Below are 15,547 nucleotides of genomic sequence, written 5' to 3'. Positions count from 1 at the left end.
AGGCACCCTCCTATAATACTTCCGGAGCTAAGGAAACGATCTTCATGAATTTTTTCTCACGAAGCTCTCTGGCAACTGGTCCAAAGATACGTGTTCCTCTCGGAGTTAAGTCGTCTTTAATGATTACGGCAGCATTTTCATCGAAGCGGATGTAAGATCCGTCTTTACGACGAGCGCCTTTTTTAGTTCTAACTACAACAGCTTTTACAACGTCACCTTTTTTAACAACGCCGCCTGGTGTTGCATCTTTAACAGTAGCAACGATTGTATCGCCAATGCTTGCATATCTTCTTGTAGAGCCGCCCATAACACGAATACAAAGGATTTCTTTTGCACCAGTGTTGTCGGCAACTTTCAGTCTAGTTTCCTGCTGGATCATACTGGTTTCCTCCTTATTTAACTTTCTCTACGATTTCAACCAGTCTCCATCTCTTATCTTTGGATAACGGTCTGGTTTCCATAACTTTTACGGTATCACCGATATTGCACTCATTGTTTTCGTCATGAGCTTTTAATTTATATGTTCTCTTCACGATTTTTTTGTAAAGAGGATGTTTTACATGGTCTTCAATAGCAACTACAATGGTCTTATCCATCTTATTGCTGACAACCTTACCCACGCGGGTTTTTCTCAGATTTCTTTCCACGATAGTTTCCTCCTATTATTTGGAAGCGTTAGCCTGCTCAGTAATCACTGTCTGGATTCTTGCGATGTTCTTACGAACCTCTTTGATGCGGCTTGTGTTCTCTAATTGATTAGTTGCATTCTGAAATCTCAGATTGAAAAGTTCTTTTTTAGCAGCTACTAATTCTTCATTTAATTCTGCAGCTGATTTTGCCTTTAAATCTTCCACGAATTTATTAATTTTCACTGTTATCACCGCCTTCTAAGTCTGCACGAGAAACGATTTTGCATTTACATGGTAACTTGTGCATCGCAAGACGTAATGCTTCACGAGCGATTTCCTCGGAAACGCCTGCGATTTCGAACATTACACGTCCTGGTTTAACAACTGCTACCCAGTATTCAAGAGCACCTTTTCCGGAACCCATTCGTGTTTCTGCTGGTTTCGCTGTTACTGGTTTATCTGGGAAAATCTTGATCCAAACCTGACCACCACGTTTGATATAACGAGTCATAGCAACACGGGCTGCTTCGATCTGGTTGGAACGGATCCAACACGGTTCGGTTGCAACAAGTCCGAATTCACCATAATTGATCTTATTACCTCTAAGGGCTTTTCCTCTCATGGAGCCACGGAATTGTTTACGACGTTTTACTCTTTTTGGCATTAACATTATTTATCGCTCCCTTCCTTAGTTCCTTTTGTTGGAAGTACTTCGCCATTGTAGACCCAAGCTTTTACGCCAACTTTGCCGTATGTTGTGTCTGCTTCTGCGAATCCATAGTCAATATCTGCACGAAGTGTCTGAAGCGGAATAGTTCCTTCGCTGTAGAACTCTGTACGAGCCATATCAGCACCGCCAAGACGTCCGGATACGGATGTTTTGATACCTTTAGCTCCAGCCTTCATTGTTCTCTGCATTGTAGATTTCATAGCACGTCTGAAAGAGATACGGTTCTCAAGCTGAAGCGCGATATTCTCTGCTACTAACTGAGCATCCTTGTCTGGTCTCTTTACTTCTTTGATATCTACGATAAGTTTCTTGTCTGTGAATTTCTTTAATTCAGCTTTAACTTTTTCGATCTCAGCTCCGCCTTTACCGATTACGATACCAGGTTTAGCTGTGTAGATGATAATCTTAACTCTGTCAGATGCTCTTTCGATCTCGATCTTGGAAACACCTGCGCTGTATAATTTCTTTTTAAGGAATGTTCTGATGTTGTAGTCTTCTACCAGATAATCAGCGAAGTCTGCATCAGCATACCATCTTGAATCCCAATCCTTGATAACACCGACTCTAAGGCCATGTGGGTTAACTTTCTGTCCCATGCTTTTCCTCCTTATCTTTCATCCAGCACGATGGTGATATGGCTTGTTCTCTTTTCGATTCTGTAAGCTCTACCCTGTGCTCTTGGCTGAATTCTCTTCATTGTAGGTCCTTTATCTGCATAGCAGGCTGCAACGTAGAGGTTGTCTGCATTCATTCCGTTGTTGTTTTCAGCATTTGCAATTGCTGACTCAAGAAGTTTCTTGATAACGCTGGAAGCGTATCTTGGGTTGTATGTTAAGATACCAAGTGCTGTCTGCACATCTTTACCGCGGATTACATCTAACACGTAGCAGGCTTTCTGAACAGAAATTCTTGCATAAGATAATTTTGCAGACGGTCTTGTCTCTCTATTACTCTCATTTCTGGCTCTTTTTATCTGGCTTCTATGTCCCTTTGCCATTTTAAAGTGCCTCCTTTCCTCTTTCTCTCAATATCAGGTTAACCTGTCCGCTGTCTCATGGGCAGCAGACAGAATATAAAGTCAAATACTAGCGAACACCGGATTTCTTTTCGTCTTTTCCGTGTCCTCTGTAAGTTCTGGTTGCAACGAACTCACCGAGTTTGTGGCCAACCATATCCTCTGTTACATATACCGGCACGTGTTTTCTTCCGTCATGGACAGCGATTGTGTGTCCTACGAAGGACGGGAAGATTGTAGAACGGCGTGACCAGGTTTTGATAACGGATTTATCATTTGCAGCGTTTAACGCATCTACTTTTTTCAGTAAGCTTGCATCTGCAAAAGGTCCTTTTTTCAGTGAACGAGACATGCTTAATCCTCCTTATTATTTCGATAAAGCTTTTCCATCGCGTCTTCTTACGATGAGCTTGTTGGACGGTTTGTTTTTCTTTCTTGTCTTCAGACCAAGAGCAGGTTTTCCCCATGGAGTGCATGGACCTGGGCGACCGATACCGGTCTTTCCTTCACCACCACCGTGTGGATGGTCATTCGGGTTCATTACGGAACCACGAACAGTAGGTCTGATACCCATGTTACGTTTACGTCCGGCTTTACCGATGTTAATCAGGTTGTGATCTCCGTTTCCGACAATACCAACAGATGCGCGGCATACGATCGGAACCATTCTCATTTCACCAGATGGCAGACGCAGTGTTGCGTATTTGCCTTCTTTAGCCATTAACTGAGCGCCGTTTCCAGCAGAACGAACCATCTGTCCGCCCTTTCCAGGATGAAGCTCAATGTTGTGTACCATAGTACCAACCGGGATAAGCTCTAATGGTAAGCAGTTACCAACACGAACTTCTGCTTCTGCTCCGTTCATGACTTTCTGGCCTACTTTTAAGCCTTCCGGTGCAAGGATATATGCTTTCTCGCCATCTGCATAGCAGATAAGAGCGATGTTTGCTGTTCTGTTTGGATCATACTCGATGGAAAGTACTGTTGCAGCGATTCCATCTTTTCTTCTCTTGAAGTCGATGATTCTGTATTTTCTTCTGCTTCCGCCTCCGCGGTGTCTAACTGTGATTTTACCCTGGTTGTTACGTCCAGCGTTTTTCTTTAAAGACACGGTAAGAGATTTCTCTGGTGTAGATTTTGTGATCTCTGAGAAATCGGAACCAGTCATATGTCTTCTAGACGGTGTATATGGGTTATAACTTTTGATTCCCATTTTTGTTCTCCTTTCAAATTTGTCCTCACGCTTTTGAATGCGTATAATCGCTATCTGTTAATTAAAGTCCTTCGAAGATTTCAATATCTTTACTGTCTTCTGTCAGAGCTACGATAGCTTTTTTGGTTTTAGCAGTTGTTCCAACTGTCATACCACGGCGTTTTTTCTTTCCATCCATATTCATGGTATTAACGCTCTTTACTTTTGTTCCTTCGAACATTTTCTCTACAGCTTCTTTGATCTGAGATTTGTTTGCTTCCGGATGAACTAAGAAAGTGTATTTCTTTTCAGCCATTGCATTCATAGATTTTTCTGTAATCACTGGTTTCTTGATTACGTCATAGTACTTGATATCAGCCATTATGCATATACCTCCTCGATGGATGCTACAGCATCTTTGGTTACGATTACGGTGTTGTGGTTCATAACATCGTATACGTTGATAGTACTTGGAGTTGCAGTCTGAACATCAGTGATGTTTCTTGCGGAAAGGATTACGTTCTTGTCATCTGTTGCTGTGATAACCAGAGCTTTCTCAGCTTTCAGGTTTGTAAGAACTTTCTGCATTTCCTTTGTCTTAACATCTGCTAATGTAAGAGCATCAACAACTACTAATTTATTGTCCTGAACTTTGGAAGTCAGAGCAGATTTTAAAGCAGCTCTTCTTTCTTTCTTGTTCATTTTTACTTCATAATCTCTTGGTACCGGAGCGAATACAACACCGCCGCCAGTCCACTGTGGTGCACGGATGGAACCCTGTCTAGCATGACCTGTTCCTTTCTGTCTCCACGGTTTTCTTCCGCCGCCGCTTACTTCAGAACGTGTTTTAGCCTTCTGAGTACCCTGGCGATTATTTGCAAGCTGACGAACAACAGCAAGGTGAACAAGATGCTCATTGACTTCTACGCCGAATACTGCATCATTCAGTTCCATTGTTCCAACTTCGTTGCCTTCCATATTATAAACAGTTACGTTTGCCATTTGTGTGCTCCTCCTTTCTTATTATAAGGACTTTACTGTCTCTTTGATTGTTACCAAAGATTTCTTAGGTCCTGGAACAGCACCCTTAACTAACAGTAAGTTGTTTTCTGTATCTACGCGTACAATCTCAAGGTTCTGTACAGTAACCTGAACATTTCCCATATGACCTGGCATGTGTTTTCCTTTGAATACCTTGCTCGGATCAGAACAAGCACCATTGGAACCTGCATGACGATGATATTTGGAACCGTGAGCCATAGGTCCTCTGGACTGACCATGTCTCTTGATTGCACCCTGGAAACCTTTACCTTTGGAAACAGCTGTTGCATCAATGTGATCGCCGTCTGCAAAGATATCAGCTTTAATTTCCTGTCCTACTGCATATTCAGCAGCGTTATCAAATCTGAATTCTTTAACGAATCTCTTTACTGCAACGCCAGCTTTGTCAAAGTGTCCTTTTTCCGGTTTGTTAACAAGGCTTTCTCTGATGTCTCCGAATCCAACCTGAACTGCTTCGTATCCATCGTTCTCTTCTGTCTTAACCTGAGTTACGACACAAGGACCAGCCTGTAAAACTGTTACCGGAATTAACTGGCCGTCTTCATTGAAGATCTGAGTCATTCCGACTTTAGTAGCTAAAATAGCTTTCTTCATTCTTTCTTCCTCCTTATAGCGGATTACCGATTACCGGCAATCATATAGTAAATAGCTTAATGCTTATAGCATTATCATAGTTGAGACACCATCGTCACTAAATTCATTTCCTCGCTTCGCTCGTCATTCATTAAGTGTCGAGGTGAGCTTTCTCACTAAATTCGCATTGCATACTTATTAAGTGTTCAATGCCTTATTTAGTCTTCATTTTGATATCGATGTTAACACCTGCTGGCATTTCCAGTCTTGACAGAGCATCTACTGTCTTCTGTGTTGGTGTAAGGATATCGATCAGTCTCTTATGAGTTCTCTGTTCGAACTGCTCTCTGGAATCTTTGTATTTATGAACGGCTCTTAAGATTGTAACAACTTCTTTCTTAGTTGGAAGTGGAACCGGTCCGCTTACCATTGCTCCGTTCTTTTTAACAGTCTCGATGATTTTTGCTGCTGATGCATCTACTAACTGATGATCATAAGCCTTTAAAGTGATTCTCATTACCTGATTTGCCATAAAAAAAGTCTCCTCCTATTCGTACTTTTCAAGCAGTACGACAAGCGGCGACTGTACACATCTCCGTGTGTGTCTTTCAAATTCTTACCACACACGCCATCCCTGGATGGTCTTCTGAACTTGTACAGTGACTTGTCGTCAGTTTTCAAACTTGACATTCGCTCCACGGAAAACCTGCCATCTCTGTGGCAGCAACCTCGCGCTTCATTGCTATCAATGTCACAACAATTGAGAGTATACACGACCATCCGAAAAAATGCAAGTGTTTTTTTTACTTTTTTTATTATTTTTTTGTATTTGATTCTGTACAATATTATTTCGGCAATTCCACGGCATAACGGAAGCCAAATCATAAAGGATTTGATCATTTTCCGCGCCGGACATAAAAAGAACGTGTTCCTTCTATATATAATAGGAAGAAACACGTTCCTGCGTCATCTCTTATTCTTCTGTTTCACTTTGTTCTGTCTGTACAGGCTTCTCATCTGCTATAATGTCAGAATAATCAAACAGCGTCACTTTTGTCACATCATCTCTGACAATATCAGGCGCATCGCCCTGTTTTTTTGCAATCTCAGCGATCTGTGCTGCTGACCACGCCGGAATCACCATACGTTTAATCTCTTCCGGCTCTTCATCTTCCGACGCTTCAACAGGTTGTCTTTCAGAAGCAGTCATCATCTGTCTCAGCTGCTCTTTAACCTGTGGCACGATCATTTCTGTTTTTCCGGAAACAGGCCCTCGGGACATTATTTCTTCCGGTTTGATCTGTTCTTCCGATTCTTCTGCCTTCATCGGTTCATCCGCAGTAGCTGCCGCAATTTCTTTTTTCAGAAGTTCATGTGCTTCGCTTGTTGCCGTCTGGACTGTTGTCGGCTGTTTGGGCTGTTCATGCTTCTCTGATTCCAAATCATCTTCATAGATTTCATCTACAAATCCACCTGTTTTAATTTTCTTTCTTTCAGGTGCTTTTCCCTTTTTGCGGGCTCTTTCTTCTTTCTTTATCTGTCGCTCTTCATCTTTATAACGTTTTTCTCTTGCCTTCTCTTCTCTCTTAAGTTCCTTTTTACTCTTCACATATCCCGGTTCTGTATCCACATCATCATAATCATCCTGTGGCTCTTTCTTCAAAAGTTCCGCAACTATGTAAAGAATTACAAGAAAAAGGACAGCCAGTCCGATAATAATAAGTCCCTCTATACTCTGTGTCGCAATCAAGAGGTATCCTACATATCCAATAGTAATAACAACTTCAGGAATATAATCTTTCACTTCAACAGTAATCGGTTCTGCATCTTTATCCGTGGCATCGACTACTTTAAAGATATTATTTTTTTTATCCATCTCTGTGATCATGTAACGATATGTCTTTGAATCACTCTGATACAAAATAGAGTCCCCTACAGCTGCATCTGCAGTCTTCGTCGGTATCGCATAAGTTACAGATCCTTCCGGCAGGTTTGTTTCCTTCCCGGAGTCATCTGTGATTTCCGTTGTAACTCCAAAGAAAGGCGGAGCTGCCAGTCCAACAACGCAGACAATGGTGCATATCACTATGAAATGTACAATAAATTTCAAAAATTTTGACATTGGTTACACTCCTCATTTTTATTCTCGCACAGTAACCTCCGATAGCCCACAGGACAGGAAACTATCAGACAGTTACGCTTCACTCATTATAACCTGTTTTATTCTCATGGTCAACTTATAATCGCCCAATTACGGCAAAACACACCCGGAAAGCGGTCTTCCATTCCGGATGTGTCCATACCCCTGACTGTTCTTCCTCTCACAGTTACAGGTCAAAATCTGATAAAAATCCCGATCACTGATTACTCAAATACTGCTCAATGCCTGCCATGGCAGCCTCTTCATCTTCACCATTTGCAGATAAAGTGATTTCTTCCCCTGCATCAAGCCCAAGTGTCATCATACCCATAATGCTCTTTGCATTCACACGCTTCTTTCCAATCTCTACATAAATCTCACTGTTGAACTGACTGGCAACCTGTACCAACTGTGCTACCGGACGTGCTTCCAGACCTGTGGATAAATTAATGGTGATTGGTTTTTTAATCATAATAACTCTCCTCCTTGTTTCTCCCGCAGCTCGTCAGCCATTGCGCTCAGCTTTCTCAGTCTGTGATTGACTCCCGATTTGCCCACCTGCGGGCTTAACATCATTCCTAATTCTTTTAGTGTAGCTTCCGGATATTGCATCCGAAGTTCTGCAACCTGTGCAAGTCCTTCATTAAGCTGTTCAAATCCCATCTTCTGCTGAACCAGCTTAATATCTTCCATCTGCTTAACGGCTGCATTTACGGTTTTATTAATATTCGCAGTTTCACAGTTAACTTTTCTGTTTACTGAATTTCTCATTTCCTTCAGTATTCGGATGTTCTCCAGGTCCATCAATGCCACATTAGCTTCCATAACAGCAAGCATGTCAACAATCTGTGCACCTTCCTTCACATAGACCACATGCGATTTCTTGCGCTGAACGATCTTGGCATCTACCGAAAAACTGCGGATGATCGTCTGTAGCTGCTCTGCTCTTTTTGCATCAGAACATACAATCTCAAAGTGATATCCCTTCTCAGGATCACTGATTGAACCGGATGCCAAAAAAGCACCCCTGATAAACGCCCGTTTGCAACAATTCTGCTGTACCACCAGCATATCCGACAACACAAGCGTACCCTGGTCGATACTGTTCGTGACAAGCCGCAGCGCCTGAAAAATTACCTGGATTTCTTCGGGATCAGTTATTTCTATTGTATATACCTTCACCCGTTTCAGATGACTGTTCTCACGTACAAATATCTTTGTTTCTATATTAAATGTTTTTTGCAATAATGTAAAGCACTTTCTTGCAACTGCTTCATTTTCCGTCTGGATTTTCAGTTTACTGTCCCCCAAAAAACATTCCATTTTTCCACAGGAACATAAAATCGCAGCCAGTTCTGCCATTTTGCAATGTCTGGCCAATCCAATCTGTCTGGAAAGTTCTTCCTTCACTATCCCTGAAAAAGACATCTCTCCTTTATCATCCTTCCTGTTTTCTGACCAGGCGGTCTTTCTGTGCATCTCTGTGTTCCAGCCTGAATCCGTATTTTGTATTTCCGGACAATCTGGAATAAAGTTCTCTTGCCAGCGTAACAGAACGGTGCTTGCCGCCTGTACATCCGATTGCGATCACCAGATTTGTCTTTCCCTCTTTCACATAATTAGGAATAAGAAAATTTATCATATCCTCCAGTTTGTCTGCAAATGTCCTGGCTATATCGCAGTCCATTACATAATTAAAAACCCTGTCATCCAGTCCGGTCAGAGGTCTGAGTTCATCCACATAATATGGATTTGGCAGGAAACGCACATCAAACACAAGATCTGCATCTGCCGGTATTCCATATTTAAATCCAAATGACAGCACAGAAATCATCATATTGCAGAAATCCTGATTATCCACAAATATCCTGTCTATCTCCTGTTTCAGTTCTCTTGTCAGAAGATAACTGGTATCAATAATATAATCCGCACGTTCTCTCAGAAAGCGCATCTTCTCTCTCTCCAGCCGGATTCCGTCGTCCACTCTTCCGCCCATTGCAAGAGGGTGGCTTCTGCGGGTCTCCTTATAACGTTTAACCAGAACACTGTCCTGTGCATCCAGAAACAGAATCTCAAAATCATATCCTGCTTTCTTCATTCTGTCCAGCACGACCTCAAGTTCATCCAGAGAACGTCCGCTTCTTGCATCAATTCCTAACGCAACATTCTGTATATCTTCTCCCTGTATCTCCGGCATCAGTGATGCGAATTTCTCCAGCAAAGGGATTGGCAGATTATCCACACAAAAATAATTCGCATCCTCCAGCATTTTTAATGCAGATGTTTTTCCTGCTCCCGACACTCCTGTCACTATTACAAAACGCATTTTCTATCTCCCGTCACTTCTTAATCTCAACTATTACTCATTTGTTTTTGCACCCTGTTTACAGGATTGCCCTGATTCAGCCAGATTAGAATTTCCCAAGGAATTTCACTTCCGGCTCAAGAGTCACACCAAACTGTTCTTTTACTCTATCCTGCACATCTCTGATCAGTCTGCACACATCTGCTGCAGTCGCGTTGTCTTTGTTGATCACAAACCCACAATGTTTCTCAGAAACCTGTGCACCGCCTGTCTGATATCCCCGCAGTCCGGCATCCATGATCAGTTTTCCGGCAAAATACCCTTTCGGACGTTTGAAGGTACTCCCTGCACTTGGAAATTCCAGCGGCTGTTTGCTTACCCTCTGCTCTGTCAGTTCTTTCATCCTTGCCTTTATAGATTCCTGGTTTCCGTGTTCAAGAACAATCACTGCGCCCAGCACCAGATATCCTTTGGTTTTCACAACACTTGTGCGATATCCCATTTCCAGCTTCTCTGCCGGAAGGGTAAGGATTTCACCTGCATCGGACATAACAGTTACTTCTTTCAGCACATCTTTCATTTCGCCTCCATAAGCACCTGCATTCATGACAACTGCCCCGCCTAATGTGCCGGGAATTCCTCCGGCAAACTCAAATCCTGTCAGGGATGCATTTTTTGCCGCTGCCGCAATCTGTGACAGCAAAGCTCCTGCTGTTACATGGATTTCATTTCCCTTTACCGTAATATCACCATAATTTCTGTAAAGCTGAATGATAACGCCTCTGTATCCTTCATCACTTACCAGAAGATTGCTTCCGTTTCCAAGAATAAAATAAGGCATTTTTTCATCTTTACATATCTTTAAAATTCCCTGCAATTCTTCCTCAGTGGAAGGAAGTAAGAAACAATCTGCCGGACCACCAATCCGAAATGTGGTATGGCGTTTCATAGGTTCATCCACTTTCACCTTTTCTTCTCCCAGCAGAGCATTAAATTTCTCTATTATATTCTGATTCACAGATTTCATTCCTCAATCTTTCTATATTTATTAAATCTCTTCCGACATTTTTATACTGTCGGATAATTACAGATATTATACTATTTCTCTCTCCAAAAGTACAGTTATTCATACACTCTTTTATCATGTAGTTACTGTTCACTCCATTCACAGTAACTTAGCCAAAATTCATTCCAGATTGCCTGCGGCAATGGAATTTTGGCTTGTATGTCTCGGGATTTTGGCATATTCATGCCAAAACACCTCGCGGGATATTACCAGTGAACAGTAACATCCTGTATCATAACGTATATATTTTTATATTTCTGCCATAATACATATCACAGATGTAACTGTCAGGCACTTCACAGCAACAAACTGCCGGACAGTTACTCAGGAACTTTTTACCGGCAGGAATCGGAGGCAGTTATGTTACAGCAGATTTTTCTTGGATTTACAGGATTATGTTCCGGCTTTATTATCGCCGGAGGACTAACCGGTCTTATGATTGGTCTTTCTATTATTCCCAGATATGCAGGAATTACCCACACGGCAGATCATATGATGCTGTATGAAGACATTACATTCTGGGGAACAGAACTTGGAAACCTGTTCTTCCTCTTTCACTGGGATATCCGGTTCGGTACTCCGTTTCTGATCCTGTACGGACTCTTTTCAGGAATTTTCCTTGGCGGATGGATCATGGCTCTGGCAGAAATGGCAGACATTTTTCCCATATTCGCCAGAAGAATCAGATTCCGGAGGGGTCTTTCTTTTACAATCCTGTGCATAGCCGCCGGCAAAACTGTCGGGGCACTGATTTATTATTATAACGGATGGCTGCCATAATTTCCAGCTAATATTTAATTCAGAGAGGTCTTATATTATGCCAGATAACAATTCCAATCAAAAAAAGCAAAAGCAATATGAAGAATATGTAAAAACAGTCACACCCATCCACAGCCTGCCGATAAATATGTGCAAAGCATTTTTCACAGGAGGATTCATCTGTGTACTTGGCCAGATCGTCTTAAATTGTGCCGGCAGACTAGGATTGGACAAAGATACCGCCGGTTCCTGGTGTTCTCTTATCCTGATTCTTCTCAGCGTTATCCTTACCGGATGCAATCTTTATTCCAAAATCGGCAGATTCGGCGGTGCCGGAAGCCTTGTTCCGATCACCGGTTTTGCCAACTCCGTAGCTGCCTCTGCAATCGAATACAAAGCAGAGGGACAGGTATTCGGCATCGGATGTAAAATATTCACCATTGCAGGTCCTGTAATTCTTTATGGAATCCTGAGTTCATGGATTCTTGGTGTAATTTATTACCTTTTCATGAAGATATAATTATAGCAATCTGCAGGCAGAAATATCCCCGCTGCAATTTCAGCCGGGAGGATATTTCCCATCTGACTTACTATACAAGGAGGTTTCATATGAACAGACAAATGACCTGCGGTACATCCGGCATTTCATTTCAGAATCCGGTTTTTATCCAGAGCTGCGCTTCCGTTGTGGGACAGAAAGAAGGAGAAGGACCCTTAGGTACTTGCTTTGACAGCATATGTGAAGATCCTATGTTTGGAACAGATACCTGGGAAGCAGCCGAAAGCACTCTGCAAAAGCAGGCTGCTCTGCTGGCGATTCAAAAGGCTGGCCTCACCTGTTCTGATATCCGGCTGCTTTTTGCAGGAGACCTTCTGGCGCAGACAGCAGCTTCTTCCTTCGGAACCGCTGATCTGGAAATTCCTTTTTACGGTCTTTTCGGAGCATGTTCCACCATGGGGGAATCCCTTTCCCTTGGTTCCATGTGCATTCAGGGTGGATATGGAAAACATATCCTGTGTGCAACTTCCAGCCACTTTGCCAGTGCAGAAAAAGAATTTCGTTTTCCCCTGGGATATGGAAATCAGAGACCCTTATCTGCTACCTGGACTGTCACCGGTGCCGGAGCCTGTGTACTTGGGTATAAGCCCCCTGCACGCCCGGACAAAAAATCCCCGGGAACACTCCGAAACCGTAATATCTGTGCCGTCATAACCGGAATCACCACTGGACGGCTAATCGACTTTGGATTTAAGGATTCCTTCAATATGGGAGCATGTATGGCTCCTGCTGCCTGCGATACCATAGCCCGGAATCTTCAAGATTTTCATCGGAAACCATCTGATTATGATGCCATTTTCACCGGTGATCTGGGTATGATAGGACAGAAGATTCTCTTCGACCTTCTCCTGGAAAAAGGGTTTGACATCTCCTCCATTCATCAGGACTGCGGGATGCTGATCTATGATCCCCAGACTCAGGATACACATTCCGGCGGCAGCGGATGCGGTTGCTCTGCCTCTGTTCTGGCAGGCTATATCCTTCCCGGGATCATACATGGAAAATGGAAGCGGGTTCTCTTCGTTCCCACAGGCGCCCTGCTGTCAAAAGTAAGCTTCAACGAGGGCGATCCTATTCCCGGTATCGCACACGCCGTTGTGATAGAACAATACAGAGTCCCGGATATGATGTAAATGCAAAAATTTTTCAGGAGGAAACATACATGGACTATTTTAATGCATTCTGGACAGGCGGACTGATCTGCGCCCTGGTTCAGATTTTGCTTGACAGAACAAAGCTTATGCCCGGACGGATCATGGTGCTTCTGGTGTGTACAGGTTCTGTCTTAAGCGCAGTCGGAATCTATCAGCCATTTGTGGAATTCGCAGGTGCAGGTGCCTCTGTCCCACTGCTTGGTTTCGGCAATGTTCTCTGGAAAGGAATGAAAGAAGCCATCGACAAAAACGGGCTGATCGGACTCTTTATGGGTGGCTTCACTGCCTGCGCAGTGGGAGTCTCCGCTGCACTGATCTTTTCTTATCTTGCAAGTCTGGTCTTTAAGCCCAAAATGAAAGGATAACATACTATGAGTGATACTCTCTATTTACAGTTAGATCAGAATATCCAGGTAACTCATCCCCACATTTATCTTCAGGATATTGCAAAACTCTCCTGCAGCAACAGTAAAATCCTGAACCGGATCCGGGTGATGCCGGTTGCAAATCTTGATCCGGATAAACCTGGACGCTATGTAATGTCTGTCATGGATCTGATCACTGAAATCCAGAAAAAAGAACCGGAACTCGAGATCAATACCATCGGAGAAGCTGATTTCATTATCACTTTTAAAAATAAACCCGGTCCCGGACTTATCTGGCAGTGGTGCAAGATTATTTTCGTGGGTCTTGCCGCATTTTTCGGTGCAGGTTTCTCCATCATGACATTTAATAACGACGTAGATGTTGGTGGTTTATTTGCACAGATCTATACTCAGGTTACAGGACAGACTTCCGGTCATTTTACTGTTCTGGAGATCACCTACTCCATAGGGATTGGACTTGGGGTGCTGTTCTTCTTTAATCACTTCGGCCATATGAAGATTACAGATGATCCAACGCCAATGCAGATACAAATGCGTCTATACGAAGAAAATGTTAATAAAACTCTTATCGAAGACATTGACCGCGCTTCTGAAAAGTGATATACTTCGATAGCCGAGTGTTCGAGACCTTCCACTCGTAAAACAAATACTAAAGGAGATAATCAAATATGAAAAACAAAGGTACCCAGTTTCTGGCAGAAGCCGCAGTGATCGGAGCTATTTATGTGGTTCTGACTCTTTTATTTGCACCACTTAGTTATGGCGAAATTCAGATTCGTTTTTCGGAGGCACTGACTATCCTGCCATTCTTTACACCTGCTGCAATCCCGGGATTATTTGTAGGATGCATCATTGCCAATCTCTTTGGCGGTGCCATTCCGGTAGATATTATTTTCGGAAGCATTGCAACACTGATCGGAGCAATATTTACTTACAAACTCCGCAACTGTAACCGTTTTCTGGCACCAATCCCACCGATTGTTTCCAATGCAGTGATCGTACCATTCGTACTTCGCTTCGGATACGGAGTAAATCTTCCGATCCCGCTTATGATGTTCACTGTAGGTATCGGTGAAGTAGTTTCCTGCGGTGTAATAGGACTGATTCTTCAGACTGCCCTTCTGAAATACAAAAATGTAATCTTCAGATCACAGAAAACTGTATAATTTACGATATATGAATTGAAAGAAGAGTGTGCAAAATCAGTATCGCACACTCTTCTTTTATTACCTGTTATCTCAGGCTTATTTCCGTTCCATCTCCTTATATCTGTTTTTTAAGTTCCTTCAGAATCCTCTTTTCCATTCTGGACACCTGGACCTGAGAAATCCCCATCTCTGCCGCAATCTCCGTCTGCGTCATATCCTTAAAATATCTCATGCCGATCAGCTGACGTTCTTTTACATCCAGTTTTTTCAGAATCTCATCCAGAAAAATCCTGTCCAGTGCTGCATCCTGTCCATTCTCTTTTTCCGGAAGCCTGTCCATCAGGGAAATGTCATTTCCGTCTCCCTGATAGATAATCTTATGCAAAGACTCTACTTCAGCACCCGCTTCCAGCGACATCAGTACTTCATCTGCGGAAAGCTCTGCTGCTTTTGCAACTTCCTCCAGCGTCGGCTCGCGTCCCAGCTCTTTTTCCAGTGTTTCTTTTGCAGAATAAATTCTGGCACAGTTTTCTTTTAAGCTTCTGCTTACTTTAAGCATTCCGTCATCTCTCAGATAACGCCTGATTTCACCTATGATCATCGGAACAGCATAAGTGGAAAATTTCACATCATACGAAATGTCAAAGCGGTCTATGGCCTTAAGCAGACCAATGCTCCCTATCTGTACGATATCTTCCATTTCCACGCCGCGCCCGGCAAATCTTTTCGCCATGCTGTATACCAGCCCTGCGTTTTCTTTAAATACAGTATCTCTTGCCTCTTTATCCCCCTGTTGTGATTTCATGATCAGAGCAAGAGTATGATCCAT

General features: G+C 42.8%; 24 protein-coding genes. 6 read left to right on the top strand and 18 right to left on the bottom strand.

Annotated elements, in window-relative coordinates:
- Positions 1–10 precede the first annotated feature (10 nt).
- From rplN to murB, 17 genes are all read right to left on the bottom strand, one after another.
- Positions 11–379, bottom strand: coding sequence for a 50S ribosomal protein L14 (gene rplN, locus G4417_RS11700; RefSeq protein WP_008707265.1), 369 nt, complete (start codon positions 377–379; stop codon positions 11–13).
- Positions 380–392: 13 nt separating this feature from the next.
- Positions 393–647: a 30S ribosomal protein S17 gene (rpsQ, locus tag G4417_RS11695; protein ID WP_008707264.1), complete on the bottom strand. Its 255-nt coding sequence runs from the start codon at positions 645–647 to the stop codon at positions 393–395.
- A gap of 15 nt (positions 648–662) precedes the next feature.
- The gene (gene rpmC, locus G4417_RS11690; RefSeq protein WP_020994114.1) at positions 663–872 is read right to left on the bottom strand and encodes a 50S ribosomal protein L29; all 210 of its coding nucleotides are present in this window, start codon (positions 870–872) and stop codon (positions 663–665) included.
- The gene (gene rplP / locus G4417_RS11685; RefSeq protein ID WP_008707261.1) at positions 862–1,299 is read right to left on the bottom strand and encodes a 50S ribosomal protein L16; all 438 of its coding nucleotides are present in this window, start codon (positions 1,297–1,299) and stop codon (positions 862–864) included. Before rplP ends, rpmC begins: the two co-directional genes overlap by 11 nt.
- Complete coding sequence (rpsC, locus tag G4417_RS11680; RefSeq protein ID WP_008707259.1) at positions 1,299–1,955, bottom strand: 30S ribosomal protein S3; 657 nt, start codon at positions 1,953–1,955, stop codon at positions 1,299–1,301. The genes rplP and rpsC overlap by 1 nt, the downstream gene beginning before the upstream one ends.
- An 11-nt stretch (positions 1,956–1,966) precedes the next feature.
- On the bottom strand, positions 1,967–2,356 hold the full coding sequence (rplV, locus tag G4417_RS11675; protein ID WP_008707257.1) for a 50S ribosomal protein L22: 390 nt from the start codon (positions 2,354–2,356) through the stop codon (positions 1,967–1,969).
- A gap of 88 nt (positions 2,357–2,444) precedes the next feature.
- A complete protein-coding gene (rpsS, locus tag G4417_RS11670; RefSeq protein WP_008707255.1) occupies positions 2,445–2,726 on the bottom strand; it encodes a 30S ribosomal protein S19 in 282 nt (93 codons plus the stop codon).
- Between the two features lie 15 nt (positions 2,727–2,741).
- A complete protein-coding gene (rplB, locus tag G4417_RS11665) occupies positions 2,742–3,587 on the bottom strand; it encodes a 50S ribosomal protein L2 (RefSeq protein WP_173683561.1) in 846 nt (281 codons plus the stop codon).
- A 61-nt stretch (positions 3,588–3,648) separates the two neighbouring features.
- A complete protein-coding gene (gene rplW / locus G4417_RS11660; protein WP_008707251.1) occupies positions 3,649–3,948 on the bottom strand; it encodes a 50S ribosomal protein L23 in 300 nt (99 codons plus the stop codon).
- Positions 3,948–4,568 carry a 50S ribosomal protein L4 gene (gene rplD / locus G4417_RS11655; protein WP_008707249.1) on the bottom strand — a complete coding sequence of 207 codons (621 nt, stop codon included), beginning with the start codon at positions 4,566–4,568 and terminating at the stop codon, positions 3,948–3,950. Before rplD ends, rplW begins: the two co-directional genes overlap by 1 nt.
- Before the next feature lie 21 nt (positions 4,569–4,589).
- Positions 4,590–5,222: a 50S ribosomal protein L3 gene (gene rplC, locus G4417_RS11650; protein ID WP_173683560.1), complete on the bottom strand. Its 633-nt coding sequence runs from the start codon at positions 5,220–5,222 to the stop codon at positions 4,590–4,592.
- A 193-nt stretch (positions 5,223–5,415) separates the two neighbouring features.
- On the bottom strand, positions 5,416–5,733 hold the full coding sequence (gene rpsJ, locus G4417_RS11645) for a 30S ribosomal protein S10 (RefSeq protein WP_008707245.1): 318 nt from the start codon (positions 5,731–5,733) through the stop codon (positions 5,416–5,418).
- A gap of 441 nt (positions 5,734–6,174) precedes the next feature.
- Positions 6,175–7,323: a hypothetical protein gene (locus G4417_RS11640; RefSeq protein ID WP_173683559.1), complete on the bottom strand. Its 1,149-nt coding sequence runs from the start codon at positions 7,321–7,323 to the stop codon at positions 6,175–6,177.
- Positions 7,324–7,558: 235 nt separating this feature from the next.
- Positions 7,559–7,813: an HPr family phosphocarrier protein gene (locus tag G4417_RS11635; protein ID WP_008707243.1), complete on the bottom strand. Its 255-nt coding sequence runs from the start codon at positions 7,811–7,813 to the stop codon at positions 7,559–7,561.
- Positions 7,810–8,769 (bottom strand): DNA-binding protein WhiA, encoded by a 960-nt coding sequence (gene whiA / locus G4417_RS11630; protein WP_173683577.1) that lies wholly within the window; start codon positions 8,767–8,769, stop codon positions 7,810–7,812. Before whiA ends, G4417_RS11635 begins: the two co-directional genes overlap by 4 nt.
- A 10-nt stretch (positions 8,770–8,779) precedes the next feature.
- A complete protein-coding gene (rapZ, locus tag G4417_RS11625; RefSeq protein ID WP_173683558.1) occupies positions 8,780–9,667 on the bottom strand; it encodes an RNase adapter RapZ in 888 nt (295 codons plus the stop codon).
- An 85-nt stretch (positions 9,668–9,752) separates the two neighbouring features.
- Complete coding sequence (gene murB, locus G4417_RS11620) at positions 9,753–10,673, bottom strand: UDP-N-acetylmuramate dehydrogenase (RefSeq protein WP_173683557.1); 921 nt, start codon at positions 10,671–10,673, stop codon at positions 9,753–9,755.
- A gap of 399 nt (positions 10,674–11,072) precedes the next feature.
- Between murB and G4417_RS11615 the strand changes: the two genes are divergently transcribed.
- The 6 genes from G4417_RS11615 to G4417_RS11590 all read left to right on the top strand — a co-directional run bounded on the left by G4417_RS11615 (position 11,073) and on the right by G4417_RS11590 (position 14,736).
- The gene (locus tag G4417_RS11615) at positions 11,073–11,492 is read left to right on the top strand and encodes a stage V sporulation protein AB (RefSeq protein WP_173683555.1); all 420 of its coding nucleotides are present in this window, start codon (positions 11,073–11,075) and stop codon (positions 11,490–11,492) included.
- A 37-nt stretch (positions 11,493–11,529) separates the two neighbouring features.
- Positions 11,530–11,991 (top strand): SpoVA/SpoVAEb family sporulation membrane protein, encoded by a 462-nt coding sequence (locus tag G4417_RS11610; protein WP_173683553.1) that lies wholly within the window; start codon positions 11,530–11,532, stop codon positions 11,989–11,991.
- 89 nt (positions 11,992–12,080) lie between these two features.
- Positions 12,081–13,163, top strand: coding sequence for a stage V sporulation protein AD (locus G4417_RS11605; protein ID WP_173683550.1), 1,083 nt, complete (start codon positions 12,081–12,083; stop codon positions 13,161–13,163).
- A gap of 29 nt (positions 13,164–13,192) precedes the next feature.
- Entirely contained in the window at positions 13,193–13,549 is a 357-nt protein-coding gene (locus G4417_RS11600; protein ID WP_173683549.1) for a SpoVA/SpoVAEb family sporulation membrane protein, read from the top strand.
- A 6-nt stretch (positions 13,550–13,555) separates the two neighbouring features.
- Positions 13,556–14,170: a stage V sporulation protein AA gene (locus G4417_RS11595; RefSeq protein WP_173683547.1), complete on the top strand. Its 615-nt coding sequence runs from the start codon at positions 13,556–13,558 to the stop codon at positions 14,168–14,170.
- Between the two features lie 68 nt (positions 14,171–14,238).
- Positions 14,239–14,736 (top strand): QueT transporter family protein, encoded by a 498-nt coding sequence (locus G4417_RS11590; protein WP_173683546.1) that lies wholly within the window; start codon positions 14,239–14,241, stop codon positions 14,734–14,736.
- Between the two features lie 97 nt (positions 14,737–14,833).
- On the opposite strand, the gene G4417_RS11585 is transcribed toward G4417_RS11590, so the two are convergent.
- Positions 14,834–15,547 (bottom strand): SigF/SigG family RNA polymerase sporulation sigma factor, encoded by a 714-nt coding sequence (locus tag G4417_RS11585; RefSeq protein ID WP_173683544.1) that lies wholly within the window; start codon positions 15,545–15,547, stop codon positions 14,834–14,836.

Source organism: Blautia wexlerae (assembly GCF_013300825.1).
Taxonomy (GTDB): domain Bacteria; phylum Bacillota; class Clostridia; order Lachnospirales; family Lachnospiraceae; genus Blautia_A; species Blautia_A wexlerae_B.
This window is presented reverse-complemented; position numbering and strand designations above follow the sequence as displayed.

Excerpts from the sequence above, each read along its gene's own strand:
- rplN (WP_008707265.1), bottom strand. The coding sequence starts at position 379 with ATGATCCAGCAGGAAACTAGACTGAAAGTTGCCGACAACACTGGTGCA.
- rplP (WP_008707261.1), bottom strand. The coding sequence starts at position 1,299 with ATGTTAATGCCAAAAAGAGTAAAACGTCGTAAACAATTCCGTGGCTCC.
- rpsC (WP_008707259.1), bottom strand. The coding sequence starts at position 1,955 with ATGGGACAGAAAGTTAACCCACATGGCCTTAGAGTCGGTGTTATCAAG.
- rplV (WP_008707257.1), bottom strand. The coding sequence starts at position 2,356 with ATGGCAAAGGGACATAGAAGCCAGATAAAAAGAGCCAGAAATGAGAGT.
- rpsS (WP_008707255.1), bottom strand. The coding sequence starts at position 2,726 with ATGTCTCGTTCACTGAAAAAAGGACCTTTTGCAGATGCAAGCTTACTG.
- rplB (WP_173683561.1), bottom strand. The coding sequence starts at position 3,587 with ATGGGAATCAAAAGTTATAACCCATATACACCGTCTAGAAGACATATG.
- rplW (WP_008707251.1), bottom strand. The coding sequence starts at position 3,948 with ATGGCTGATATCAAGTACTATGACGTAATCAAGAAACCAGTGATTACA.
- rplD (WP_008707249.1), bottom strand. The coding sequence starts at position 4,568 with ATGGCAAACGTAACTGTTTATAATATGGAAGGCAACGAAGTTGGAACA.
- rplC (WP_173683560.1), bottom strand. The coding sequence starts at position 5,222 with ATGAAGAAAGCTATTTTAGCTACTAAAGTCGGAATGACTCAGATCTTC.
- rpsJ (WP_008707245.1), bottom strand. The coding sequence starts at position 5,733 with ATGGCAAATCAGGTAATGAGAATCACTTTAAAGGCTTATGATCATCAG.
- G4417_RS11640 (WP_173683559.1), bottom strand. The coding sequence starts at position 7,323 with ATGTCAAAATTTTTGAAATTTATTGTACATTTCATAGTGATATGCACC.
- G4417_RS11635 (WP_008707243.1), bottom strand. The coding sequence starts at position 7,813 with ATGATTAAAAAACCAATCACCATTAATTTATCCACAGGTCTGGAAGCA.
- whiA (WP_173683577.1), bottom strand. The coding sequence starts at position 8,769 with ATGTCTTTTTCAGGGATAGTGAAGGAAGAACTTTCCAGACAGATTGGA.
- rapZ (WP_173683558.1), bottom strand. The coding sequence starts at position 9,667 with ATGCGTTTTGTAATAGTGACAGGAGTGTCGGGAGCAGGAAAAACATCT.
- murB (WP_173683557.1), bottom strand. The coding sequence starts at position 10,673 with ATGAAATCTGTGAATCAGAATATAATAGAGAAATTTAATGCTCTGCTG.
- G4417_RS11615 (WP_173683555.1), top strand. The coding sequence starts at position 11,073 with ATGTTACAGCAGATTTTTCTTGGATTTACAGGATTATGTTCCGGCTTT.
- G4417_RS11610 (WP_173683553.1), top strand. The coding sequence starts at position 11,530 with ATGCCAGATAACAATTCCAATCAAAAAAAGCAAAAGCAATATGAAGAA.
- G4417_RS11605 (WP_173683550.1), top strand. The coding sequence starts at position 12,081 with ATGAACAGACAAATGACCTGCGGTACATCCGGCATTTCATTTCAGAAT.
- G4417_RS11600 (WP_173683549.1), top strand. The coding sequence starts at position 13,193 with ATGGACTATTTTAATGCATTCTGGACAGGCGGACTGATCTGCGCCCTG.
- G4417_RS11595 (WP_173683547.1), top strand. The coding sequence starts at position 13,556 with ATGAGTGATACTCTCTATTTACAGTTAGATCAGAATATCCAGGTAACT.
- G4417_RS11590 (WP_173683546.1), top strand. The coding sequence starts at position 14,239 with ATGAAAAACAAAGGTACCCAGTTTCTGGCAGAAGCCGCAGTGATCGGA.
- G4417_RS11585 (WP_173683544.1), bottom strand. The coding sequence starts at position 15,547 with ATGGATCATACTCTTGCTCTGATCATGAAATCACAACAGGGGGATAAA.